Source organism: Acinetobacter sp. BMW17 (assembly GCF_001592855.1).
In the GTDB taxonomy this organism is placed as follows: Bacteria; Pseudomonadota; Gammaproteobacteria; order Pseudomonadales; family Moraxellaceae; genus Acinetobacter; species Acinetobacter johnsonii.
In genome coordinates, this window is record NZ_LSOD01000047.1 from 155,942 (window position 1) to 180,760 (window position 24,819).

Consider the following 24,819-nt stretch of genomic DNA (forward strand, 5'->3'; position numbering starts at 1 on the left):
TTTGATGTTCGCTACGTGTTTAGCGATAGTTTGCTGTGTATCACTATTAGGTGTTACACCCATGAAACGTATGTTGATTAATGCAACACATGCAGAAGAGATTCGCGTTGCACTTGTCACTGGGCAGCGTCTTTACGATTTTGACTTAGAGAATCGTACCCGTGAACAAAAAAAATCCAATATCTATAAAGGTCACGTGACTCGCGTTGAGCCTTCTTTAGAAGCCGTCTTTGTTGAGTATGGTGCGGGACGTCAAGGCTTCTTGTCTATGCGTGAAATCGCAAATTCATATTACCAAGCAGACCCACGCCAAACTTCAAACATTCGCGAATTGATCACTGAAGGCACAGAGCTTTTGGTTCAAGTTGAAAAAGAAGAACGTGGTAACAAAGGCGCTGCCCTTTCTACCTTCATTTCTTTAGCTGGTCGCTATTTGGTACTCATGCCAAATAACCCGAAAGGTGGTGGTATTAGCCGTCAAATTTCAGGTTCAGTACGTGAAGAATTGAAAGAAATGTTGGCATCGTTAAATGTACCTCGTGGCATGAGCGTGATTGTACGTACTGCGGGTATTGGCCGTTCTCAAGAAGAATTACAACTCGACCTACAGCACTTACTTGATCTTTGGGCTCAAATCCAAAACACAGCAAGTTCTGGTCCATCACCAATGTTGGTTCACCAAGAAGCGGGTGTGGTGACGCGTGCGATTCGTGATTATTTACGTGATGATGTTGCTGAAATCTTAATTGATTCAGAGCAAGCCTATAACGAAGCCTATAACTTCGTAAAAGCAGTCATGCCTCGTCAAATCGACAAGCTAAAAACTTATACGCTAAATGAACCGTTATTTGCGCATTTTGGTATTGAAAGCCAAATTCAAACGGCTTATGAACGTGAAGTTAAACTTCCTTCAGGCGGTTCAATCGTTATTGACCAAACCGAAGCATTAGTGTCAATCGACATTAACTCTGCAAAATCAACCCGTGGTAGTGACGTTGAAGATACAGCGCTCAATACCAACCTTGAAGCAGCGGAAGAAATTGCACGTCAACTGCGTTTACGTGACATTGGTGGTTTGGTCGTAATCGATTTTATCGACATGACCAAAGACCGCAACCAACGTATGGTTGAGGCGAAACTTCGCGAAGCAACACAAAGCGACCGTGCCCGTATCCAATTCGGTCAATTGTCTCGTTTTGGTTTGATGGAAATGAGCCGTCAACGTCTACGCCCTTCGCTTGAAGAAGCAACAGGTTATGTCTGCCCGCGCTGTCATGGCACAGGTATGGTGCGTGACTTGCGTTCATTATCACTTTCAATCATGCGTAAAGTAGAAGAAATTGCGCTGCGTGAACGTCATGGTGAAGTTCAAGTACAGGTTCCAGTTGAAATTGCAGCATTCTTATTGAATGAAAAACGTCACACTTTGGTTTACCTCGAACAAACCTCAGGTGTTCGTGTGACTGTGCTTCCGCACCCACACTTAGAAACACCGCATTACGAAATTTCGTATAACCCTGAAGGCTTTGCACCAACCAGCTATGAACGCACAGAAGCAACACGTTCAAGCGAAAAAGAGTTGGGTTACGAGTCATCAGAATGGCATTTAGATGGCGCAGATCATGTGCATCAACATGCTGCTCCTGTGCCTGCACAACAAGAAAAAGGCAACAAAAAACCACGTAACAACGCGCCACAACAACAAGTTGCTCAACAAGCCCCTGTTCAAGCTGCACCATCAAGTAGCCCATGTGCATGGTTAGAAAACTTGTTTGTACAAAAACAAGCCGCGACTGTCGATCAATCACGCTCTGCAAATAATGCTGCTGCTGCCATTGAGCAAATGGTAAATGGTGGTGCAGTGAGCCGTGGTCAGTTTGGTCAAGTTGGCACGCCTGCTGTGGCACCTGTCGCGCCAAGCAACAATGTCTACATGAGCGCTGCACCTGTTCATGCAAAATCTGAACACCGTGAAGATAAGCATGTAGAGAAAGAAGAACGCGGCACACGCCACAACAAAAAGCGCCCTAATAAGCACAAAGAGTCACGTGAGCAAAATGCGCAACATGACAACCAAGTTCATGAAGAAATTGTGCAGGTCTCTCGTCAAGATCAACAGCGCCAAGATCGTTATGAACAACGTCCTGAACGCAATGAACCACAACGTCAAGAGCGTCATGAACAGCGTTCTGAGCGCAGTGAACAACAACGTCAAGACCGTCCAGAGCGCAGTGAACAGCAACGTCAGGAACCGCGTGAAAACAAGCGTTCATCACGTCGCCAACACGGTGAGCAACAGCAAAACACTGATGTTCAAAACGAACAGCAAAATGCAATGCCACGTCGTGACCGCCGTAACCAACCTCGTCCAGAGCGCCCAAATCGCCACCGCGACCCAAGTGTCCTGAATGAGCAAGCCACTGAAGCAGCGCCAGCTGTGGTTCAAGAACCTCAAGTTAAAGTTGAGTTGATTGAAGCACCGCGTCAAGAAATGATCACAACAGCCCATGTGGTCAATGTCGATCAAGCGCAAAGTGAAATCGTGGCATTAACTCCGCCTGCACACACTGCAACCGAAACCAAGCCTCAGCAAGCGGCTGTTGCGAAAGCAGAAGTTGAAGTAAAAGCTGAGAAAGTGGTACAGGAGAAAGCAACTGAAGTTGTTGCAGCACCTGCTGAACAACACGCAGAGCAAAAACCACGTGAAAGCGTAAAACGTGCCAGCAATGACCCACGCCAACGCCGTCGCCAACAACGCGCTGCACACACACAGCAAACTGAAACACCTAAACTAACACCTTCACAGGTGCCAACTTTAGGTCAGTACACCATCAGCAGCTTGATTCGCCATGTCTATGGTGAAGACTGTTCAGTGCTGATTGAGCAGTTTGGTTTAATTCCAACCTTCAACCGTGCCCTTCAGAAATTTACTGAAGAGTATGCAGCAACGTTGAGCAAAACTGTGACAACGCCTGCTGTTGAAGCAGAGAAAAAACCGGTCACCCGTGATGTTGAAATCACAAAAGCGCAGCCTGAAGCAGAGCCAGTTCCAGTATTGGACCTGACACCGCCTGCACCTGTATCTGAACAACGTGTTGCAAATGACCCGCGTGAGCGTCGTCGTCTAGCTAAACTTGCTGCTGAACAAGCTAAACAAGCACGCGAAACAGCGCCTGTTGCTGAATCGTCAGCGCCTGAAACAGCGATTGTTGCAGAAACGCCTACTGCTGAAGCTGCACCTGCTGTAACTCCAGAGGAAAACGAGCCTGCTCTTGTAACAGAAAGCGAAGCGCCTGTTGCCGTTGAAAGCAGTGAAGTGAAAAGCTCGGCAGATGTAGCTGCGGTTGAAGAAGTAGAAGCTGTTGTTGCTCCAGTTCAAGCCAAAGCACCTAGAGCATCAAAGCAAGCTGAAAAAGTAGAAGCGACTGAAACTGTAACGGAAACAGCTGCGGACGAGTCAGATAAATCAGACTCAGACAAGCCAGTTCGCCCACGTCGTCCACGCGGTCGTCCACCGAAAAAAGCGAGCCCGACTGAATCGTAATTCGCCCTAGAGTTATAAATTTTAAAAACCTAGTCATGTCAGTGGCTAGGTTTTTTTGTTATTTTCGTCAGATTAGGTTGATTGCACTAGACCGAAACGATTAAAAGAACAAGTGTAGAAACTGAGCACTATTCAAACGCATTGGATTGCATAAAATAATTAGGATTCATATGAGCCAACACCCATCACATGACCTCATTGGTATTACTGACGTTGCAGCAAAACTTCCTCAATTCATCAGTAAAGTTCCCAACTTACTCAGTGGATTAAAGCAAGCATATTTACGTACCCCAAACACTCCAGCAGGCCTCGGAATTGCTTTTGAAAAAGCAGTGAAGCGCAACCCTCACGGTATGGCCTTGCTTTTTGAAGAGCAAAAATTTAGCTACCAAGCCCTCAATGAATGGGCAAACCAAATCGGGCATTATTTTTTATCCATCGGGGCAAAAAAGGGTGATGTCATCACAGTGATAATTGAAAACCGTCCTGAATTGGTTGCAACCGTGATTGCACTTGCCAAAATTGGCGTTACTGCAGCTTTAGTCAATACCTCTCAAGTCGGTAAAGTGCTGGCGCATAGTATTAATCTGGTCAAACCCATCGCAGTCATCGTGGGTGAAGAATGTCGTACCGCAGTTGATGAAATCCGTCATGATTTAAATCTCTCTACGGATCGTTTCTATTGGTTTGCCGACCAAGAAACCCAAAAAGATGCAGGCCTTGCACCACAAGGTTTCAGTAACCTTGCTGAAAAAATTGATGCCTTTGCCAAATTCAATACCCCAACCACACACAGTGTGCTGGGTAAAGATGGCTTGTTTTATATTTATACCTCAGGCACAACCGGTTTACCTAAAGCCGTTATTTTCACACATAGCCGCTGGACGTTGGCTTATGGAACCTACGGGCACGTACTCAACCTCGGCAAAGACGATGTGATGTATGTCACCCTGCCGCTGTACCATGCAACGGGCATTGTGGTGTGTTGGTGTGGCGTGATTGCGGGTGCGGGCACCTTGGCTTTGCGCCGTAAATACTCCACCTCTGCTTTTTGGAAAGATGTGCAAAAGTTTGATGCCTCAGCTATTGGCTATGTCGGTGAATTATGTCGCTACCTCATGGATGCATCACCTTCAGCGTTAGAAAAAGGCCACCGTGTCACCAAAATGATTGGCAATGGCATGCGTCCGAATATTTGGGACAAATTCAAACAGCGGTTTGGTATTGAAGAAATTTTAGAGCTTTATGCATCGAGTGAAGGCAATGTCGGCTTTAGCAATGTATTCAACTTTGACAACACTGTCGGCTTTTCACCTACGCCTTATGCCATTATCCAGTTTGATAAAGAAAAAAATGCGCCTGTTTATGATGCCAAAGGTGGCTGTATCAAGGTCAAAAAAGGCGAAGTTGGTTTATTGATTGGTAAAATTACCCGCCGCTCCCCTTTTGATGGCTATACCGACCCTGAAAAAAATAAATCAGTGATTCTTAAAGATGTCTTCAAGTCCGGCGATGCTTATTTCAACACAGGGGACTTAGTCCGCGACATTGGTTTCCGTCATGCCCAATTCGTCGACCGCTTAGGCGACACTTTCCGCTGGAAAGGCGAAAATGTGTCCACGACTGAAGTTGAAAACATGGTTAGTGAATATGACAAAATCACCGAAGCCGTGGTTTATGGTGTCGAAATTCCGAACACCAATGGCCGAGCGGGGATGGCTGCGATTACACTGGCAGACGGCGCTGAATTGAATGAGCAGGATTTAGCCCAAATGCTCGTGAGCTTTAAAAAATGTCTGCCTGCCTATGCTGTACCCGTTTTCTTACGCGTACAAAAGCAAGTTGAAACTACAGGAACGTTTAAATACCAAAAGAACAAGCTCAAAGAACAAGCCTTTGACCCGAAAAAAACGGATGAACGCTTGCTGGTCCTGTTACCCAACAGCAGTGCCTATGCAGATTTAACGCAACAAGTCTTTGATAACATTCAAGCCTATCAATATCGCTTCTAAACGCGAATTGCTTGTTTTTTAGCTACCTAATCGCAAATTTGTTGTATTTATAATCAAACATCAACAAGTTTGCGATTTTTTACTTGCGCTCGATGCATATCTTGCTACAATACGCTCCATCAAATGATATGGGTCGTTAGCTCAGCTGGTAGAGCAGCGGACTTTTAATCCGTTGGTCCCGCGTTCGAATCGCGGACGACCCACCATTCCTTTGATACCCTTGATGGGTCGTTAGCTCAGCTGGTAGAGCAGCGGACTTTTAATCCGTTGGTCCCGCGTTCGAATCGCGGACGACCCACCATCTTTCTTGTAAAATCTAATTTTACAAACCTGCTCAGGTTCGAATGCTTTAAAAATTTCTTTTTTAAACTTTCAGCGAATACTCTTTCGCACACCTTGCTCAGGGTCGTTAGCTCAGCTGGTAGAGCAGCGGACTTTTAATCCGTTGGTCCCGCGTTCGAATCGCGGACGACCCACCATTTATTTAAATCCTCTTTAATTGCACTGATATGACATTTATTTAGCGACACGCTATTTAAGTCATAAAATTCGCACGCTGTTCATTTCTTCACTATTATTATTCTTCAGTCTTATTCTGTTGCTTTGCACAATTCCATTTTAACTATGAATTAGGCTCACGCTTTAATGTATACGCACGCTCTAATTTCGGAAAACCTCGTGCATACAATTTTTGGTTAGTGGCATCTAGATTATTACTTTTATCCAAATCCATTTGCAGCGTTTGCGAATCCACCACGCGATAATAAAAATTAATCCCCTCTTTACGATGCACGATCAACTCTGTTCGCTCTTTATTCATGGTCCATGTATCACGGCGATAACTTAAGTTTGAAAAGCCAGGGCGTTGTTTTTCTGAAAAGACCTTACCCAAACGCACAATGCTGCGATGCACCGTACCATCAGGTAAAAAATTGAGAATAAAATCAGCCTTCCCCGTTTCACAAGGGAAAAAATAACCATCACATTGAATTTGTGTGCGATAACGCCCAATAAACTGCTGTTCACCAATATCCAGCTTACGAGGTGCATACTCCGAATCATCTTGCATGGTTGCCCGTCCTGCCACCTCAGTCAGCTTCTTCCCCGACTCAGCCGTAACAGCAGCATCCTCTACCGTGCTATTTTCATGTTGTTGTGACGCCTCCGACAGCCCACCATCACAGCCAGCTAACGATACACCGATTAGCACCACCGCTCCTTGCAGTAATGCGCCAATCAAACCCTGATGCTTTCGTTTCAACTTCATTCCACACTCACTTCCTGCACGTGATTAATCTCCATAATCATCACGAATATTCCATCCTGACCCCTGGTGTTTTCTCGGATTCAAATGACTTGCTGACTTTAAGCAGCTAGCTCAACGCCAAATAGAGCACATTTTAGTCCTGATCAAAACCCCAGCTTTTATCTCTTTACATAACTTTACTTTTTAATTAGCTCCGTCACCTTTAAAAACTTAATTCCATCTCCATTTTTAAATTATGAGTGCATAAAGCCACTCAGATTTTAATTTTTAAGGAGACCTAGATGGCCAATGTTGGTTTATATCGCTCAAACCGCTCAAACATGATTGCTGGTGTGATGGGTGGTATTGCTGAACGTTTTGGTTGGAACGCAAATTTACTTCGTATTGTTTTCATCACCATTTCACTGTTAAGTGCAGCATTCCCTGGAATTTTGGTTTACCTGATTCTTTGGTTGGTGATGCCGAAACAAAAAGACCAAATCGAGCATTCTCCACAGGCTCGATCGGGTTATAGCAATACGATACGTACTGTTAATCCAGATCATCGCAACCCATAAGCGCACATCTTTCGTCTCAAAAAAGTTTCTTTTTATGCTACGACAACTTCCCCCAAAGTGTCGTAGCTTTTTTTTGCCTATGACACTCACATAAATTAGTGATGTTGTAACAGACGATACAACGCTGCAATCATATCGGCACGGCTAATGATGCCGACCAAAGCCTTATTTTCAACCACAGGAATATAGTTAAAAGAACGTTCAACAAAGTACGGAATCAAATCTTGTAGTTCTTGATCCGGCTGTACCGTGACCACCTGACGTTTCATAATGTGCTTGACTTGATCTTGCCAAGAGGTACGCAAATCCGTCGCCTTTTGGAACCACTCCACCACTTCATATAAAGCCAAGGTGCCGCATACTTGTTCAGCTCGATTTAACACAGGTAAACTCATCAGATTGACCTGTTTAAATTTTTCCACAGCGACTTGAATGTCTTCATCTTCATATAAACACAGGACATCTTTACTCATAATGTCCCGACAGCGTAGGTCTAGATGAAAGCGAGTATCGGCTTGCGCTTGGGCTTTTAAAATCAGTTTTTGTAAATCATATTCACTGATGTCAAGCAACTGTGTTTCTTGGGCTAAAACTTGATGAATATCTTCAGGTTGAATCGTAACCTTCTGGGTTGGAGTCGGGTCGGTGCTACGCGTATTGACTTGTGCCACAGTTGGGTATTGTTTCCCGAGCAATCGGTTGAACACTATCGCAATCACAAGGAGCAGGATCGAGTTGAGTAAAACAGGATAAAATACAAACTGATAACCCAGCTCGTGTACCGTCTCACCTCCCAACACTGCTGTAATCGCCACAGCGCCACTCGGTGGATGCAAAGAATCTGTCGTCATCATTAAAATAATCGACAAAGCCACAGCAATGCTAAATGCTTCGGTCAAATTTGAAATATAGAGTGCACAGGTCACCCCAATCACGGCTGCAATCGTATTCCCAATCACAATATTCCATGGCTGAGCCAAAGGACTGGCTGGCACGGCAAAAAGCAATACCGAGGACGCACCCATCGGGGCGATATACCATGCATTGATCCCACCCAAAAGCCACCAACTTATGAGTGAAGACAGTGCTAATCCCAACAATGCACCTAAACCACAGAGCATTCTTTCCTTTAGCGGTAACACTTTAAAATTTGGTTTTAAGGTATTTAACCATTCAAGTTGCATATGAAACACAGCCACCCTTCTACTTTTTCGCACTTAACCGGTGCAAAATTATACGTGGTCTCACCAATAAGATGCATCTATTTTACATCTTATTTTTATGAGTAATTCTACTGAATCCTTTAGTGAACGAATTGCTGTAACTGTACAACCCGTTCGGCATACTGCTGCATAGGACAAAAAGCATACATAGGCGATCCAACATACTGCCCTGCATTATCACACTCTTGCTCAACATAGGCTTTCCACAAGCGTTGTGATTTCAAAATGGCTTGATAACGTTCTGGCTGGCTATCCTGCTGACTTTGCACACGTATTTGATCAAGTAATGATACGATTTTCTTTTCATCAAGGTATTTGGCTCGTTCTGAACAGATCTCCACCACACTATTGTTAATACTGACAAGCTGTAAAGCCTGAATGGTCTGCTCAACACATTGGTTATAAATATCTGGCTCGGCCTCTTGCTGCTGTGCGTGAACCGCTCCACTGAACGTAGCCAGCAGAACAAGGATCTGAAGATAAAATTTTGGCATGGGGGTGCTCTTGGTTTTATTGTGCAGAAATTTAATATAGCAAACTCGGGCAATTTGGCTCAAACCAGAGAATAGACTGTCTATGTAATACACGCAGCTCAATCTTTTTCAACATACAAAAATCGTGCTATCTGACTTCTCTCACGCAACCACCACAGTTAAATTTTTAAATGAATGAATCCTGCTGAACCCTTTGCCACTCCCCTGCAAAATCCTTATACTTAGAACCAATTTTTTCTTATATTTATAATGGATGCTGCATGAGTCGCGCCATATCGCATATTGATACATTCCAAGGCTTAATTCTTGCCTTACAAAACTACTGGGCTGAACAAGGTTGTGTCATTTTACAACCTTACGATATGGAAATGGGTGCAGGGACATTCCACACTGCAACATTCTTACGCGCACTTGGGCCTGAAACTTGGAACGCAGCATACGTTCAACCCTCACGTCGTCCTAAAGACGGTCGTTATGGTGAAAACCCAAACCGTTTGCAACACTATTACCAATTCCAAGTGGTACTAAAACCAAACCCAGATAATATCCAACAGCTTTACCTAGACTCGTTAAAAGCCATTGGTATTGATACCCTCACTCACGATATTCGTTTCGTAGAAGACAACTGGGAATCTCCAACACTCGGCGCTTGGGGCTTAGGTTGGGAAGTTTGGCTCAACGGTATGGAAGTGACTCAGTTTACGTACTTCCAACAAGTCGGTGGTGTTGAATGTTACCCAGTAACAGGTGAAATCACTTACGGTCTTGAACGTTTGGCAATGTACTTACAAGGTGTCGATTCTGTTTACGATCTTGTTTGGACCAAAGGTCAATTTGGTACTGTGACCTATGGTGATGTATTCCATCAAAATGAAGTTGAGCAATCAACCTATAACTTCGAATACGCACCAGTCGACAAAATGTTTGAATTATTCGATTTCTATGAAGCCGAAGCATCTCGTTTAATTGAAGCAGAATTACCACTTCCTGCCTATGAACAAGTCATTAAAGCATCACACAGCTTTAACTTACTCGATGCACGTGGTGCGATTTCTGTAACCGAGCGTCAACGCTATATTTTACGTGTTCGTACTCTGGCACGTTCAATTGCACAAAGCTATGTGGCGGCTCGTGCCAAGCTTGGTTTCCCAATGGCAGAACCACATTTACGTGATGAAGTTTTAGCTCAATTGAAAGCTCAGGTTGAAGCAGAAGCGGCTCAAGCAGAAAAATCAGCGGAGAACAAATAATGTCTAAACATACAGTTTTATTTGAACTTGGCTGTGAAGAACTTCCACCAAAAAGCTTAAAAACTTTACGTGATGCATTGCAAGCTGAAACAGAAAAAGGCTTAAAAGATGCAGGTTTAGCTTTTGATTCTATCGAAGCCTATGCAGCGCCTCGTCGTTTGGCATTGAAAATTATCAATGTAGATGGTGCTCAAGCAGATACTCAAAAACGTTTTGACGGCCCTGCTGTACAAGCTGCTTATGATGCTGAAGGTAAGCCAACCAAAGCACTTGAAGGCTTTATGCGTGGTCAAGGCATTACTGCGGATCAAGTTTCAACTTTCCAAGCCGGTAAAGTTGAAAAAGTTTGCTACCTAAAAGATGTGAAAGGTCAAAGTCTTGACGTTTTACTACCACAAATTTTACAAACTGCTTTAGATAACCTTCCAATTGCAAAACGTATGCGTTCTGCGGCAAGCCGTACCGAATTCGTTCGTCCTGTAAAATGGGTTGTATTGTTAAAAGACAATGATGTGGTTAATGCAACCATTCAGGATCATAAAGCAGGTAATGTGACTTATGGTCATCGTTTCCATGCACCTGAAGCGATTACTTTAGCCAATGCAGATGCTTACTTAGATGCACTTCGTGCTGCAAAAGTTGTAGCAAATTTTGAAGAACGCCAAGCGATCATTGATCAACAAGTCAAAGCACTTGCTGATGAAGTGAATGCGATTGCGATCGTTCCTACTGATTTACGTGATGAAGTAACTGCATTGGTTGAATGGCCTGTTGCGCTTCGTGCCAGCTTTGAAGAACGCTTCCTTGCTGTGCCTCAAGAAGCTTTAATTACCACGATGCAGGACAACCAAAAGTATTTCTGTTTGGTGAATGCTGACAATAAACTTCAACCTTATTTCATTACTGTTTCAAATATTGAGTCTAAAGATCCAACTCAAATCATTGAAGGGAATGAGAAAGTTGTACGTCCTCGTTTGTCTGATGCAGAATTCTTCTTCTTACAAGATCAAAAACAACCGCTTGCATCTCGTAAAGAAAAATTAGCCAATATGGTTTTCCAAGCACAGTTAGGTACGCTTTGGAATAAATCTGAACGTATTGCTAAATTGGCTGTGGCTTTATCTGCAATCACAGGTGCAAATCCTGCCGATGCTGAAAAAGCAGCACTTCTTGCAAAGTGTGATTTAACTTCTGAATTAGTTGGCGAATTCCCTGAACTTCAAGGGATTGCGGGCACTTACTATGCACGTATTGAAGGCGAGAATGATGAAGTTGCGGAAGCTTTAGGTGAGCAATATTTACCTAAATTTGCAGGTGACGTTTTACCTCAAACTAAGACAGGTACTACGATTGCCCTTGCAGATCGTTTAGATACGTTGACTGGTATTTTCGGTATAGGTCAAGCGCCTACAGGTTCTAAAGACCCGTTTGCTTTACGTCGTTCTGCGATTGGTATTTTGCGTTTAGTGACTGAAAATAATCTTGATATTTCAATTGAAGAATTGATCAAGCTTGCTTTGGCTGCTTATGGCGATGTATTGAAAGACCACGACAAGACTTTGGCGGATGCTGTTGCATTCCTTGAAGGTCGTTACCGTGCGAAATATGAAGACCAAGGCGTTGCCGTTGATGTGATTCAAGCAGTTCAAGCACTTTCTCCAAAATCACCTCTTGATTTTGATAAGCGTGTAACTGCGGTGAATCATTTCCGTAGTTTACCTGAAGCTGCTGCTTTGGCTGCTGCGAATAAACGTGTTGCCAATATCTTGGCGAAAGAAGCTGCACCTACGGGTGAAATTGTCGAATCTAAATTGGTTGAAGATGCTGAAAAAGCACTTTATGCAGAGATTCAAAATGTTCTACCTGTGGTTCAACCACTTTTGGCTGCAAAAGACTATACCGCTGCGCTTTCTAAGTTAGCTGCACTTCGTGCGCCAATTGATGCATTCTTTGAGAATGTAATGGTCATGGCTGATGATGCTGAATTGAAAGCAAACCGTTTACGTTTACTGACGCAGTTACGTGATTTGTTTACCAGTGTTGCAGATATTTCGGTGTTGCAGCATTAAAGTCTAGATTGCTTGAGTTTTAAACAAAACCCCGCTATAAATTAGCGGGGTTTTGTTTAAGAGAAATATAATGCAAGCCAATTATAAAGCATATGATTTTGAAAAAAGTCGAGACCGAATAGATGAAATTCTAAATTCTTCTGATAATAATTATGAAGATAAAAAAGAAATACCTAGTCGTGATAATCTAACTTTTACTAATGGCTATTACATTTTTTGCTCAGCCATATTTATCGATATGAGGGGCTCTAAGGAGTTTTCAAAAAAACATACTCGTCCTGTAACTGCTAAAATATATAGAAGCTATATTTCAGAACTAATTGCTATTCTTAATGGTAATACAAGATTAAGAGAAATTTATATCGAAGGCGATTGTGTATGGGGTGTTTTTAACAGCCCCAAAAAAAGTGATATTGATAGTATTTTTAGTACGGCGGCACAAGCTGCATCCATTATCGATACTCTAAATGTCAAACTAAGAAAGAAAAATTATTCTGAAATAAAAGCAGGTATTGCTTGTCACGATGCAGATGTATTAATGATTAAAGCAGGATATAGTGGCAGTGGAATCAATGAAGTGACTTGGATAGGAAAGCTTGTTGGCGAGACTGCAGATCTATGTTCAAAAGCCAATCGATCGGATTCAGAAAGAACTCTGTACAGTCAAACTTTTTATAATAACTTAACGGATGAAAATAAAAAAAAGATGGATTGGTTAAATTGGAATACTACATATGAATGTTATGAAGGAGATACTATCAATAGTAAAATGAATGAATGGGTTCAAAAAAATGGATAAATTTGAATTTCTTCACTCTGCTATTCAAGATACCCAACAAAACATAAGAGCAATCGACTTTAAAATCGGTGCATTACTAGCTGGCTGCATTGTTCCTTTTCCACAAATAAGAGAGATTTTTAAATTTTTAACTGTAAATGAACTATGGTGGCAACAAGCTCTAGCCACTATCATTTTAGCTATTTGGTTATTAACAGTAGTCATTTTACTTTTAGCACTTTCGGTAATCGACAGCCCTAGTAAGCATATCAATGATAGTACAGATCAAAAAGGTCTATATTTTAATGCTGGTTTATTCAAATTTAATTTATTCAATATTTTTTGGAGAACCAATAATTTTTCTAAAAAATCAGTTCAAGACTATAAAAATGAAATTGAAGATACAACTTTAGATATCTCAAAAGAATTAGCTTTCGAACATTTAAAGTTAATCTATATTCGTGACCTAAAAATTTTCCGCTTGAAGCATGCAGTAGTTCTTATTTTCATACTGATTATAGTCGGATCAATCAGCTTTATTGCAATACCAAATACAAAAAAAGTAGACGTCGTAAATCAACACATACAGCTCCTTCATCCTAAACAATATTTAGACTATTTGTTATAGCCAATAAACTACCAAGCCCCTATACTCAACCTAACAACTCGCAACAAGAACGAACCTTATGAAATTAAAAACTGTACTTTTCGCTACTTTTGCTGCCCTTTCTATTACAGCATGTACATCTCAACCAACGATTCCACAGTTGACAGCGGGTGTATTACAAGAAGTCCAAAACATTGAAGTTTATCCAGACACAACCAATAACAAAGCAAAACTGACCAAATTTGAAGACAAGTGCGTCATCGAATTTACCGGCAACCTCAAAGCAGGCAAAGTCGTAGAACAGTGGGCGTTCCGTGACTACACTCTCATCACAGGTGGCTCAGCAACCTTTGCACTCGATGGCACCAGTACAGCAACCAAATTTGAATTACATGATGCAGAAGTACAGAAAAACTTCCTCGCACTACGTAATCACTTTGCAAAAGAAGCCTTAGCGCAATGTAACTAAGCAAATCGTCATCACTGGTACAACATCAGTGATGACTTTCTCTCAAACACCTTCTGTTTCATATCTTTTATTTCAACGCTAGTCTCCATATTCTTTACATTTAAAACAACGACCACGCATAAACTTACATAATTTTAATGAATTAACCGAACGACACAATTTTCAGCCCATTGTTCATGCGCTGTTGCCGCATTGTGCGACTTTCATATCAAACGCTATTTTTGAGCTCATTTCTGTCTATGATGACTGCTGTTCTGAACTCCTCATCGGGTTCTGTCATAAGAGGTAGAAAATCAAAGATGAAAGTTTTAATAAAAACACTCACCGCTTCGGCTTTAACCACTGCACTTTTAGCCTCCACTTCCCTATTTGCAAATACCACAGCCAATACATCGGCCAATGTTCAAGTTCAAACCTCGCAGCCAAGCGTATTGCAAAACTTAAAACATGATGTCAAACATGCCGCGCATGCGACAGGAGAAACGGTTGAGCATGGTGTCGACAAAACCAAAGCATTCAGCAAAGAAAAATGGCAAGACACCAAAGAATTTTCAGCTGAAAAATCTGCTGTCGTAAAAGATAAGGCTGGTGACGTTAAACACTCTGTTGAGCATAACACCAAAAAAAGTGGTCACTATATAGCGGATAAAGCGAAACAAGGCCAACAAGCGACCAAACAAAAATGGCAGGAAACTAAGCAGGCTGTCAGTGGTCAACCTAAACATGCTGACGTAAATGGGCAGGCTCAAGTGGAATTAGATACACCTGTTGCTAAAGCCAAAGTCGGTTCATCGACCGATGCTGTCGTTGGTGCGAAGTAGAAGTTAAACTCCTCCAGAGTTGAAAGAGTCCACATGCTGGGCTCTTTTTTTAGCTATATACGTTTGCACACAACGCTTGTTTACAACCAAGCACATGAAATTCACACAAAGAGGCTTTATGCTAAAACGCTGATTTATGCACGATAGCCCAAGAGGTACACTGCTCTATGAACATGATGAAAACAACACTCTTCTGCGCTCTTTTAATGACAACAGCAGGTGTATGGGCACAAACAGAAACCACCACTCAGCAAGCACAAAAGCCAATTACACCTTATGGTAAAAACCCCAATATCTTTCATGTCTGGGCTTATAAAACTCAAGAAGGTGTGATTAACACGGCGGAAAAAGTCGGGACAGCAACAGAAAAAGGCATCCAAAAAATTCGCCCTTCTGCACACCAAGCCTTAGACAGTGCAAAAACCATCACCAACAACACCGCAGAACAAGCCAAAGAAACAGGACAGCAAGTTACCCAAAATGTGAATAAAAAGCTGCATGAAACCAAGCAAGTGATTACTGGTCAAACGGATCAACCTGCCCCCATTTACCAAGGCAGCTTGAGTCAACCGTCATCTGCACCCGTAGATGCTCCTGCGGTTCAAGTGCCTTCAGTCTCATCTCCACAGCCTGTCGTCCACCAAACAGTAAATGACCCCACAATTACCCAAGCACCGTCTTCCTTTACACCTGCTCAAGCAGAAGAAGAAATTAAAGTGACTAAGCTTTAATAGCAAAAAAGCCCATCATCTGACGGGCTTTTTCGTTGTCATTATTTGCTTTAATTCACCAGACGGATTGGCTGCCCTGTTTGAAAAGCTTGAGCATTTTCCACTAACTGCTGCACCATGCGTTGACGTGCGTCGACACTGCCCCACGCACTGTGTGGTGTAATGATTAAATTCGGCAAATGTGCATCCAATAAAACATTACCCTCTTTTGGTGGCTCAACGGTCAATACATCAGTTGCAGCACCCGCAATTTCACCCTGTTTTAACGCATCTGCCAAAGCTGCTTCATTGACAATTCCACCCCGTGCACAATTAATTAAAAAGGCACTTTTTTTCATTTTTGCAAAAGCTTGAGCATCAATCAGGTCGCGAGTATCATCGGTTAATGGACAATGCAGACTGATAAAATCTGATTGTGCCAGCAAGTCATCAAAGCCTACTCGTGTTGAGTCAGCGTGTGGACGGTTTGGCAAATTGCCCACCAAAACTCGCATTCCAAATGCTTCAGCGAGTTTAGCCACCGCCTGCCCCAATTCTCCATAGCCTAAAATGCCCAATGTCTTGCCTGAAAGTTCAATAATTGGGTAGTCCAGTAGACAAAACTGCGAAGCTTTATTCCATTCGCCCCGCTGCACCGCACGCTCGTATTGCAAGCAGGAGGTTGCAAGGTTAAGCATCAACATTAAAGTGTGCTGTGCCACCGCTGCCGTGCCATAACCCTGACAATTACACACCACAACACCTTGCGCTTTGGCTTGCTGCAAATCGATGTTATTGGTGCCAGTGGCAGAGATTAAAATCAACTTTAACTGAGAGCATTGTTTTAGGGTATCGGCATCCACCATTACTTTATTGCTAATAATCACATCTGCATCTTGCACACGCGCAACAAGCGTCTCAGCATCGGTACTTGGGTAAAGGATCAGTTCATCAAAAACAGCATGCAGTGCTTGAAAGTCCAAATCATTTTTATCTAAGGATGCATAATCTAAAAATACGGCTTTCATTGCTCACGTCCAGTTGTTCTGCATAATGATAGAGCGCTTATTTAAACTAACTCAGCCCCTTTTTTCAACGTAAACACTGTCTTCACCACTTAAAAATAGCCGCAACACACAGAAAAAAGCCCGCTATTTAACGGGCTTATTACGATGAATACGAATAGAAATACTGATCTGTTTAATCACATAAAACGTCAGGATCAGTAAGAGAATCAGGCCACCACCAAATGTCAGATAAGCTGGGTCTAAACTTTGTGCCAGTACGCTTTGTGAGGTTGAAATAAACAGTAATGTTATAAATACAGCCGACCAATGTCTTTGCATTGCTTCCACCCTATTTGATCTTTATCTGTATTGTTTAAAATATAAACAATACTTTCATATTAAACCAAATAGGGCGCAAAACAAGTGCTTAGCTTTAGACCAAAGCCCTATAGGAATACATCACATAAACGCATCATAGAAACACATCTGACTCAGCATCGCTTGACACCAAAAACTGCGCTGTTTCTGGAATATCTTCGACCAAATCAAAGCCACCATATTCATCACAGCTAAAGTTAAACTGCTTATAGCTAATCAGATAATAATCACTGTATTTTTTCATTAACAATGGATGCATTCCAGCGCCCAATTCGGCTTGTTCATGCACCAACTTCATGATCTGTCTGTCATTCATGACGATGGTATAGCGCATATCGTTATAGTAAATGTGTACTAGTCCATTGCCCTTGGCAAAAATCGGCAGCAGAAACTTATGATTCAGCGCAATGGCATCTGGTGCATAGCTTTCAATCTTTTGACTGATCATATTAAACACTAAACCATGTCCAAAACTATCCATTAACTGACAGCTATTTTCTTGCGGTAAATTGACCTGAATGCCCAGTTTCAACAGATCGGTCTGGCTCACTTGTCGATTGCTGAGTAACTCGCGAATAATGCTTTGTTTTAGCTTGGCATCAAAAAATTGACCATCTAACTCAAGCTCATTATTTTTCAGAATTCGTCCCAAAGAAAAGCGATGACGCGGCAACAAGTTTTCGATCACTTTACGATAGTAAAACTTGCTGTTCTTTTTCACTTCACGAATTTTTTTATAAAAATACGGCGCATCAAACTCATGACGTAAAAAATCGTGCAACAAATCTGAACTGGCCAAAACCGCAATCGCATCATGCCCTGTAAAAGGTAAGTTCAGGGTATTCAGATTCGGCACGACCGTTTGTAATTTTTCATAATGCGCACGGTCTTCAGGGCAGTAAGGGTCATAAATAACAATGTATTCACACTCTGCCGAGACATCTTTCGGCTGAACCTGCATGTCATGGTTCAGCTCAGGCTGATAGAACATGTTATAGCGGTTATCCGTCACCTGTTCTGGGTCAATCGAATACTGCGGCACCAAAGCTACTACGCGCTTAAAACCAAGCAGTTTAGAGTATTTAATCGCAGCATAACCACCCATTGACCCTGCATAGGCAATGCGGGTTTGAAAGGGGGCAATCCAAGCGCGAATTGCCTCTAACATCGCCAACATCGAAGACTCTGGAAACCATGACTTCTGTTTCGGCATAATGCCAACCACATTAAAGCCAAACTTTGCTAGCGACTTTTCAGCATTGATCGACGTTCCCTTGGCACGAGTAATCAGGTCGCCAAAAGAGAAAATAAGTTCGTCCGATGAACCCTGTAAAAAAATGACACGAATCTGTTCGTCTTCAAAAATAATTTGTTTCGCCATGTCCATGCTGAGAGATTTCATTCCTATAAAGTGAGGTCATGTTCGTTCCATACAGCATAAGCGATTTCATCGAACCAAATGTGTTATTTTATAGATGCAGAGCAGATAAAAAAGCGCAAAATATGACACAATTACTCCATCCTGCAGCACAACACGGGTTTAGCGCAGCTGCTGAACTTTATCAACAAGTGCGTCCAAGTTATCCACAAGAGATCCATGCATGGCTCACCGAGCAGTTGCATTTAAACGCAGATTCTCATGTGATTGATCTTGCCTCGGGCACAGGTAAGTTTCTGCCTTATCTGATTCCACATAGTGGACAACTCACTGCCATCGAACCTGTCACCGAAATGTTGGCTCAACTCAAACTAGCCTATCCACAGGTGGAAACTTTACAAGCTTTTAGTCACCATCTTCCCCTGCCATCGCAAAGTATCGATGCAGTTTTATCTGCGCAGGCTTTCCACTGGTTTGCCAACATGGACAGTTTAAAGGAAATCCATCGTGTCCTGAAACCGCAAGGGCATTTGGGCTTGGTCTGGAACCAACGCGACACTCAAGTCGACTGGGTCAATGCACTCGCAGAACGACTCGCTCCTTTAGAAGGAGGGACTCCACGTTATCATAGTGGATTGTGGCAAAAAGTCTTTGAACATCAACACTTATTTCAACTCAAAAGCCTGCATCAGTTTGCACAGCAGCAAACAGGTACAGTAGAACAAGTCGTCTCAAAACGTCTCCTTTCGACCAGCTTTATTGCCGCAATGCCTAAGGCGCAACAGCAGGATTTAAAACATCAGTTTGAGCAAATTGTGCTGCAGTACACAGGTAAACAGCCACAGGACGAAATCAGTTTTCCTTACATCACCTATGCCTATCACTTTCAAAAAATAGCAGAATAATAGGACACCGATATGAACCCACATACTCTTTCATTGAAACAGGTTCTACTGCCGCTTCTTTTAGGTGGCAGCTTAACCCTCACAGGCTGTAACAAAGCCAATCAATCTGCTGAGCAAGACACGCTTTCAAGCGATGATAAAATTCTGCAAGAACTCAGCTCAGAACCCATCAAAAGTTTTGCTAAAACAGCCAATGATCCACACGATATTGCGCTCTTGGTCGACTATGACCAGCGCTTTAGTAGCATGAGTGATGAAATGGAAGATGAACTCATGAAAATGCGTGAGGCAGGAACCCTCACGGATGAATTTGCAAAAACACGTCAACAAGACAATATTCAGTCTGCACTGAATATGCTGAAAGAACTGGATTTAAAAACAGAGCAAGGGCGCTACATTCAAACTCTGATGTACCAATATTGGGACAGCCAAGCCAAAATCATCCAAGATAAAGCCGCAGCACCACATGACAACGTGAAAGGCCTCGGTGAGCTCATTCATGCTCAAGAGCAGCTTGAACACTGGCAGTCGCAGTATCCTAAAGCTCAAGATACGATATCGACAGGCTACTAACTCAATCGCAGACAAAGAAAAGGGATCCGATGATCCCTTTTACTTATATCTATTCTAACTATGGGCGTTCAGCATATTGTGGTAATGCATCACAAATGTTGTCCCACTCGGCTTGAGACGCCACAAAAATATGCTGCGTCGGCTTTTGCTGTAACGGGGTATCTAAAGTGCCGATCCGCAAACGGTAAAAGTCAGGTGTTTCAGCTTTAATACTGACAAGAGGTGAACCACAGTTGCCACAGAAACAACGCTCTGTGCCTGCACTCGATGCATATTTTTTTACAACGTCCTGACCAGAGGTCAGTTTAAAATCCGCCTTAGCAATCGGTGCATTGGTTGCATATGCCGTTCCATTGGCCTTGCGACATTTTTGACAATGGCATTGAATAATATCGCCAATCGGCCCATCAATTTGATAAGTCACTGCACCGCATAGGCAGCTGCCCACATACTGCTGAAGATCCGACATCATGATGCTCCTTGAATTTTTTATTCAAATTAGCACAGCTGATTTTCAGATGCATCGCTTACGGCATTTTTTTTGCCACATTCAAATACTGCATCACACCCTCACCTGCGGCACGCCCTGTTGCAAAACATGCCGTGAGTAAGTAGCCCCCTGTGGGTGCATCCCAGTCCAACATTTCCCCACATAAAAAAACGGCAGGATTGGATTTTAATTGTAGCTGCGAGCTTAGGCCTTCACGGCGCACACCACCAGCACAACTAATCGCTTCTTCAATCGGACGAAAACCAGTTAAAGGAATCTGTAATTGCTTCACCTGCTGCGCCAATTGTTCAGGGTGATTCCAGTGTTCTTTTGCAACCAACTCTCGCACTAAACTCGCCTTAGCTGCATCTAAACCAGCTTTACGCCAAACATTACTTAAAGACTGTTTTTTTGTGGGTTTCAGACGCACAGCCAATTCTTGTACCGTGACATCTGGCAGTAAATCAAGCGTTAACACTAAAGGTTGGAGCTGTTTTTGCTGTGCACGTAGCGCTCGACCTTGCTTATAGACCAAACCACTTTCTAGGCCATAATGGGTGATGACGATATCGCCCATACTTTTTTCCGCATCGCCCACCCATGCCGCGATACGTTTCAGTGGCTGCCCAAAGACAGGTTGCATATAGGTAGACCATTCATGTTCTACCCCAGCATTGCTGGCTTGAAAAGGCTCAATTTCATCGGCCTCCAACCAGTTTTGCCATGCGCCATCACTACCGAGCTGAGACCATGACACTGCTCCGCAAGCCAAGACAATCGCATCATAGCTCTGGCTATGCGCTTGATCACTAAGCAAAGACTTGATTTCAAGCTTATGCTCTTTGAGGCTGAGGCATTGATGACGATAGTAAAACTTGACGCCTGACTCAACCAAACGTTTCAACCATGCACGTAATAAAGGCGCGGCTTTCATTTCAATCGGGAAAATACGCCCAGACGTTCCGACATAGGACTCAATGCCTAAACCTTTCATCCATGCTTGAATCCATGTTGCATCCCACTTACGAATCCAAGGTGCCAACCATTCTGCTTGATCATAACGACCTATAAACTGCTCCACAGGTTCGGCATGAGAGATATTTAGTCCTGTTTTACCCGCCATCAGGAACTTACGAGCAGCAGATGGTTTTTGCTCAAACACATCGACCTGAACATCATATTGACTCAACACTTCTGCTGCCATCAAACCGGCTGGGCCCGCCCCAATAATTGCAATACGCTTTGCCATGATTTATTCAGCTTGATCCGAAGCTTGCGCCTGCGGGTTCTGACCTTGCAAGGCCTGAAACGCGTCAAAGCGCGTGCGATAACCTTCAGGTTTGGTGATGATCAACTGTTGGCAGAGCTCACCACGTTCTAAATATTTAATTTCAAAATGCGTGCGCGCTGAGCTATCCGCAATACGCTCTTTTACAAATGGTAACTTCCACACCTCAATCAACTGTTGCTGTGCTTCTTCGATATATTCAGGAATATTGCTGGCTAACGTAATTTGTCCGCCCACTTGTAAACGTGAAATCAGAAACTCAAAAAACGGCATATTCAACCAGCGCTGTGCAGGATTATGCGGTTCAGGGTTGGGATAAAGAATAAAAAACTGTTCAACCTGCTGCGGCTGCAAGGCATGTACCACCCACGGTAAAGCATCGGCATGTACCAGCTGTAAATTCTGCTGACCTTCTAAGCTATGTTGTTTCTGCATCGCCACAAACTTTTCACGGGTACGTTCAACCGCAATCAGCTTTTTCTCAGGATGATTGGCCGTAAACAATAAAGCATGTTTACCCTTGCCCGCCCCAATTTCCACACACAGTGGATCAGGACTGATCATTTGAAAATCACGAGGCGCATGCATACGCTGGGCTTGAAATTGACGAATCGGCATAATCAGATCAAACTAAGAAAAAACCGCATCAGTCTAACAACTGCCAACGTTTTTGCCTATTTCAATCCGAAAATTTTATCTGGAGTCGATCATGCCACACACTTTCCCTTGTCCCCGTTGTGGAGAAATGAGTCAATGGGAAGACAACGCCTTTCGTCCTTTTTGTTCTGAACGCTGCAAACTGATCGACTTAGGTGCATGGGCCAATGATGAATATCGCCTCCCAACGCAAGATGCACCACAGGCAGAAAATTCAGAAGAATAATATGTTTAATTTCATTATATTTTTCATATTTTAAGAGAAATTGTTCATTATTTAATGTCTTAATATTCGCTTAAAAAGATCATTCGTCGACTATACTCCCCCAAATTGGTACATGCTCACCGCATGATCAAGTCACAAAAATAACATCCTAAAGGGTGATAAGATGAACATCCTGAGTAAGACTATTGTTTTAATTGGCGTTTTACTCGCGATCTGTCTATTCAGTTTTGGCATCTATATGCAAGATCTGTTGATCCTCTCGGTTGGACTATTAGTGGCCTTATTCTCTATCGTGTTTGCTCTAGAAACCCAACACATTTTGAATAATCCATTTCGCAAATAAAAAAGTCAGCAGCTGCTGACTTTTTTATTTTTTAATGAGACCACAAAGCGCTTAGCCTGCTTTTCCTGCCACAAAAGGGTTATGTTGTTTTTCAAAACCAATGGTACTGATTGGGCCATGTCCTGAAATGAACTGCGTCTCATCGGGTAAGCTAAAGCATTCACGCTGAATAGAGTCAATCAACTGCTGATGATTACCACGCGGAAAGTCGGTACGACCAATGGAGCCTTTAAACAACACGTCGCCGGTCCAAAGCAAACCATAGTTTTTGTTATAAAACATCACATGACCCGGAGTATGTCCAGGGGCAAAACGTACTTCAAACGCTTCACTGCCCAGTTTAAGGACTTCACCGCCTTCAAGCCATGTGGTGACATCCACTTTTTCAGGAATAGGAAAACCATAACGCTGCGAGACTTCTTGGATCATATCCAACCAAAAGGCATCTTCTTTATGCGGCCCAATCACAGGGACATCCCACAGTTTTTTTAATGCCCCGACTGCTCCAGCATGATCTAAATGCCCATGTGTCAACCACAGCGCTTTTACTGTCAAACCCAACGCTTCAATTTCTGCTTTAAGTTTCTCAGGCTCTCCACCTGCATCAATTAAAATTGCTTCTTTACTGTCACTGTCCCAAACAATGGAACAGTTCTGCTGAAATGCCGTTACAGGCACAATTTTAACTTGCAACATAGAGTGTCAACCTCAATTCGTTTTGCTGGCTAATGTCTGTTTTAAGGCATCAAGATTAGCTTGAACCAGTGTATTGAGCAATTGCAAATGATCGCCGCGGCTGTTCAAGGCTGGAATATATTGATACCGCTCTCCACCTTGAGACAAAAACAATTCAGCATTCTGAATCGCCAGTTCCTCTAAAGTTTCTAAGCAATCCGCTGAAAACGCCGGACTCATAATTTGCACCGATTTCACACCCTGCGCCGCCCATTCGGCCAGTAAGACATCGGTATACGGTTTCACCCACTCTTGTTTCCCAAAGCGGGACTGGAAACTGATGGCCCATTCATTCTCCGCTAGGCCCAATTCGGCCGCCACTAACTGCCCAGTGATACGGCAACGGTCGGCATAGGGATCACCTTTATCGGCATAAGGCTGTGGAATACCATGGAAAGACATTAACAGCTTTTCAGTCACCCCATGTTCAGCACGGAAATCACGCACACTTTGCGCTAAAGCCTGAATGTATAACGGGTGCTGATAATAATCGCGAATAATACTCAGCCCTGGCAAATTACGCTGCTTTGGAATCCACTTCGCGAAAGCATCATATAAAGGCGCGCTGGATGTTGCCGAGTACTGCGGAAATAAAGGAAAGAGCACAATATGATCTTGGGGTGTTTGACTCAACTCAGAGAGCAAGGGCTGAATGCCTGGATTACCATAAGTCATCGCAGGGACGATATTCAGCTCAAACTCGGGGTATTGCAAAATCAACTGCTGTTGTAACGCGGCCACTTGAGTCAGCAAAATTTCTCGCATTGGAGAATCGCTGCCCCACACCATCTCATAAGCATGGGCAACGCGTTTCGGGCGAAACGGCAAAATAAATAAACGGAGAATAATTTGCCAAAGCGGTTTGGGAATTTCAATCACCCTCTGGTCTGACAAAAACTGATCCAAAAAGCGACGCACTGCTGAAGCTGTCGGTGCATCAGGGGTTCCCAAATTTGCCAAAATAACAGTAACTTTTGCTTTTTTTGCAGTAGACATTCAGCCCTCGTGGCTCGTTTTCGAATGTCTCTACTGTAACAG

General features: G+C 43.0%; 25 protein-coding genes and 3 tRNA genes. 17 read left to right on the plus strand and 11 right to left on the minus strand.

The window, feature by feature from the left end; translation table 11 throughout:
• Positions 1-61 precede the first annotated feature (61 nt).
• From AXW61_RS15505 to AXW61_RS15525, 5 genes are all read left to right on the plus strand, one after another.
• Entirely contained in the window at positions 62-3,544 is a 3,483-nt protein-coding gene (locus AXW61_RS15505) for an Rne/Rng family ribonuclease (protein WP_062035074.1), read from the plus strand.
• A gap of 170 nt (positions 3,545-3,714) precedes the next feature.
• Positions 3,715-5,556, plus strand: a complete 1,842-nt coding sequence (locus AXW61_RS15510) for a long-chain-acyl-CoA synthetase (RefSeq protein WP_062035076.1) — start codon at positions 3,715-3,717, stop codon at positions 5,554-5,556.
• Positions 5,557-5,686: 130 nt separating this feature from the next.
• Positions 5,687-5,762, plus strand: a tRNA-Lys gene (locus tag AXW61_RS15515).
• A gap of 19 nt (positions 5,763-5,781) precedes the next feature.
• Positions 5,782-5,857 (plus strand) — tRNA-Lys (locus AXW61_RS15520).
• 102 nt (positions 5,858-5,959) lie between these two features.
• Positions 5,960-6,035: transfer RNA gene (locus tag AXW61_RS15525), tRNA-Lys, on the plus strand.
• 143 nt (positions 6,036-6,178) lie between these two features.
• Here AXW61_RS15525 and AXW61_RS15530 read toward each other — a convergent pair.
• A complete protein-coding gene (locus AXW61_RS15530) occupies positions 6,179-6,823 on the minus strand; it encodes a hypothetical protein (RefSeq protein WP_062035078.1) in 645 nt (214 codons plus the stop codon).
• Positions 6,824-7,104: 281 nt separating this feature from the next.
• Here AXW61_RS15530 and AXW61_RS15535 point away from each other — a divergent pair, with 281 nt between their 5' ends.
• Complete coding sequence (locus AXW61_RS15535) at positions 7,105-7,380, plus strand: PspC domain-containing protein (RefSeq protein ID WP_062035080.1); 276 nt, start codon at positions 7,105-7,107, stop codon at positions 7,378-7,380.
• A gap of 95 nt (positions 7,381-7,475) precedes the next feature.
• On the opposite strand, the gene AXW61_RS15540 is transcribed toward AXW61_RS15535, so the two are convergent.
• Both AXW61_RS15540 and AXW61_RS15545 read right to left on the minus strand, forming a co-directional pair.
• A complete protein-coding gene (locus AXW61_RS15540) occupies positions 7,476-8,573 on the minus strand; it encodes an HPP family protein (protein WP_062035082.1) in 1,098 nt (365 codons plus the stop codon).
• A 110-nt stretch (positions 8,574-8,683) separates the two neighbouring features.
• Positions 8,684-9,097 (minus strand): lysozyme inhibitor LprI family protein, encoded by a 414-nt coding sequence (locus tag AXW61_RS15545; protein WP_062035084.1) that lies wholly within the window; start codon positions 9,095-9,097, stop codon positions 8,684-8,686.
• A 260-nt stretch (positions 9,098-9,357) separates the two neighbouring features.
• Here AXW61_RS15545 and glyQ point away from each other — a divergent pair, with 260 nt between their 5' ends.
• The 7 genes from glyQ to AXW61_RS15580 all read left to right on the plus strand — a co-directional run bounded on the left by glyQ (position 9,358) and on the right by AXW61_RS15580 (position 15,822).
• Entirely contained in the window at positions 9,358-10,347 is a 990-nt protein-coding gene (gene glyQ / locus AXW61_RS15550) for a glycine--tRNA ligase subunit alpha (protein WP_010325817.1), read from the plus strand.
• Positions 10,347-12,416 (plus strand): glycine--tRNA ligase subunit beta, encoded by a 2,070-nt coding sequence (gene glyS / locus AXW61_RS15555; protein WP_062035086.1) that lies wholly within the window; start codon positions 10,347-10,349, stop codon positions 12,414-12,416. Before glyQ ends, glyS begins: the two co-directional genes overlap by 1 nt.
• A 70-nt stretch (positions 12,417-12,486) precedes the next feature.
• A complete protein-coding gene (locus tag AXW61_RS15560; RefSeq protein WP_062035088.1) occupies positions 12,487-13,215 on the plus strand; it encodes an adenylate/guanylate cyclase domain-containing protein in 729 nt (242 codons plus the stop codon).
• Positions 13,208-13,822 (plus strand): hypothetical protein, encoded by a 615-nt coding sequence (locus AXW61_RS15565; protein WP_062035244.1) that lies wholly within the window; start codon positions 13,208-13,210, stop codon positions 13,820-13,822. The genes AXW61_RS15560 and AXW61_RS15565 overlap by 8 nt, the downstream gene beginning before the upstream one ends.
• Positions 13,823-13,880: 58 nt before the next feature.
• Positions 13,881-14,270 carry a hypothetical protein gene (locus tag AXW61_RS15570; protein WP_062035090.1) on the plus strand — a complete coding sequence of 130 codons (390 nt, stop codon included), beginning with the start codon at positions 13,881-13,883 and terminating at the stop codon, positions 14,268-14,270.
• Positions 14,271-14,569: 299 nt separating this feature from the next.
• Positions 14,570-15,091, plus strand: a complete 522-nt coding sequence (locus tag AXW61_RS15575) for a hypothetical protein (protein ID WP_062035092.1) — start codon at positions 14,570-14,572, stop codon at positions 15,089-15,091.
• 167 nt (positions 15,092-15,258) lie between these two features.
• A complete protein-coding gene (locus AXW61_RS15580) occupies positions 15,259-15,822 on the plus strand; it encodes a hypothetical protein (protein WP_062035094.1) in 564 nt (187 codons plus the stop codon).
• Between the two features lie 50 nt (positions 15,823-15,872).
• Here AXW61_RS15580 and AXW61_RS15585 read toward each other — a convergent pair whose 3' ends face one another.
• From AXW61_RS15585 to AXW61_RS15595, 3 genes are all read right to left on the minus strand, one after another.
• On the minus strand, positions 15,873-16,829 hold the full coding sequence (locus tag AXW61_RS15585; protein WP_062035097.1) for a 2-hydroxyacid dehydrogenase: 957 nt from the start codon (positions 16,827-16,829) through the stop codon (positions 15,873-15,875).
• A gap of 123 nt (positions 16,830-16,952) precedes the next feature.
• Positions 16,953-17,147 (minus strand): hypothetical protein, encoded by a 195-nt coding sequence (locus AXW61_RS15590; protein ID WP_004692607.1) that lies wholly within the window; start codon positions 17,145-17,147, stop codon positions 16,953-16,955.
• Between the two features lie 133 nt (positions 17,148-17,280).
• Positions 17,281-18,567, minus strand: coding sequence for a hypothetical protein (locus AXW61_RS15595; protein ID WP_062035246.1), 1,287 nt, complete (start codon positions 18,565-18,567; stop codon positions 17,281-17,283).
• A gap of 122 nt (positions 18,568-18,689) precedes the next feature.
• Here AXW61_RS15595 and AXW61_RS15600 point away from each other — a divergent pair, with 122 nt between their 5' ends.
• Together AXW61_RS15600 and AXW61_RS15605 are read left to right on the plus strand one after the other, a co-directional pair.
• On the plus strand, positions 18,690-19,469 hold the full coding sequence (locus AXW61_RS15600) for a class I SAM-dependent methyltransferase (protein WP_062035099.1): 780 nt from the start codon (positions 18,690-18,692) through the stop codon (positions 19,467-19,469).
• 12 nt (positions 19,470-19,481) lie between these two features.
• Positions 19,482-20,042, plus strand: a complete 561-nt coding sequence (locus AXW61_RS15605) for a hypothetical protein (protein WP_062035101.1) — start codon at positions 19,482-19,484, stop codon at positions 20,040-20,042.
• 58 nt (positions 20,043-20,100) lie between these two features.
• Here AXW61_RS15605 and AXW61_RS15610 read toward each other — a convergent pair whose 3' ends face one another.
• Genes AXW61_RS15610 through AXW61_RS15620 form a run of 3 tightly spaced genes read right to left on the minus strand, consistent with a single transcriptional unit; the run spans position 20,101 to position 22,444 of the window.
• On the minus strand, positions 20,101-20,511 hold the full coding sequence (locus AXW61_RS15610) for a GFA family protein (protein WP_062035103.1): 411 nt from the start codon (positions 20,509-20,511) through the stop codon (positions 20,101-20,103).
• 58 nt (positions 20,512-20,569) lie between these two features.
• Entirely contained in the window at positions 20,570-21,781 is a 1,212-nt protein-coding gene (locus AXW61_RS15615) for a TIGR03862 family flavoprotein (RefSeq protein ID WP_062035105.1), read from the minus strand.
• Positions 21,782-21,784: 3 nt separating this feature from the next.
• Positions 21,785-22,444 (minus strand): SAM-dependent methyltransferase, encoded by a 660-nt coding sequence (locus tag AXW61_RS15620; protein WP_171056730.1) that lies wholly within the window; start codon positions 22,442-22,444, stop codon positions 21,785-21,787.
• Positions 22,445-22,529: 85 nt separating this feature from the next.
• Between AXW61_RS15620 and AXW61_RS15625 the strand changes: the two genes are divergently transcribed.
• Positions 22,530-22,703 (plus strand): DNA gyrase inhibitor YacG, encoded by a 174-nt coding sequence (locus AXW61_RS15625; protein WP_004692619.1) that lies wholly within the window; start codon positions 22,530-22,532, stop codon positions 22,701-22,703.
• 163 nt (positions 22,704-22,866) lie between these two features.
• Entirely contained in the window at positions 22,867-23,046 is a 180-nt protein-coding gene (locus AXW61_RS17385; RefSeq protein ID WP_005400904.1) for a hypothetical protein, read from the plus strand.
• Between the two features lie 51 nt (positions 23,047-23,097).
• On the opposite strand, the gene AXW61_RS15630 is transcribed toward AXW61_RS17385, so the two are convergent.
• Together AXW61_RS15630 and hemH are read right to left on the minus strand one after the other, a co-directional pair.
• A complete protein-coding gene (locus AXW61_RS15630) occupies positions 23,098-23,742 on the minus strand; it encodes an MBL fold metallo-hydrolase (protein ID WP_062035108.1) in 645 nt (214 codons plus the stop codon).
• Positions 23,743-23,754: 12 nt separating this feature from the next.
• Positions 23,755-24,777 carry a ferrochelatase gene (gene hemH / locus AXW61_RS15635; RefSeq protein ID WP_062035110.1) on the minus strand — a complete coding sequence of 341 codons (1,023 nt, stop codon included), beginning with the start codon at positions 24,775-24,777 and terminating at the stop codon, positions 23,755-23,757.
• Between the last annotated feature and the right edge of the window lie 42 nt (positions 24,778-24,819).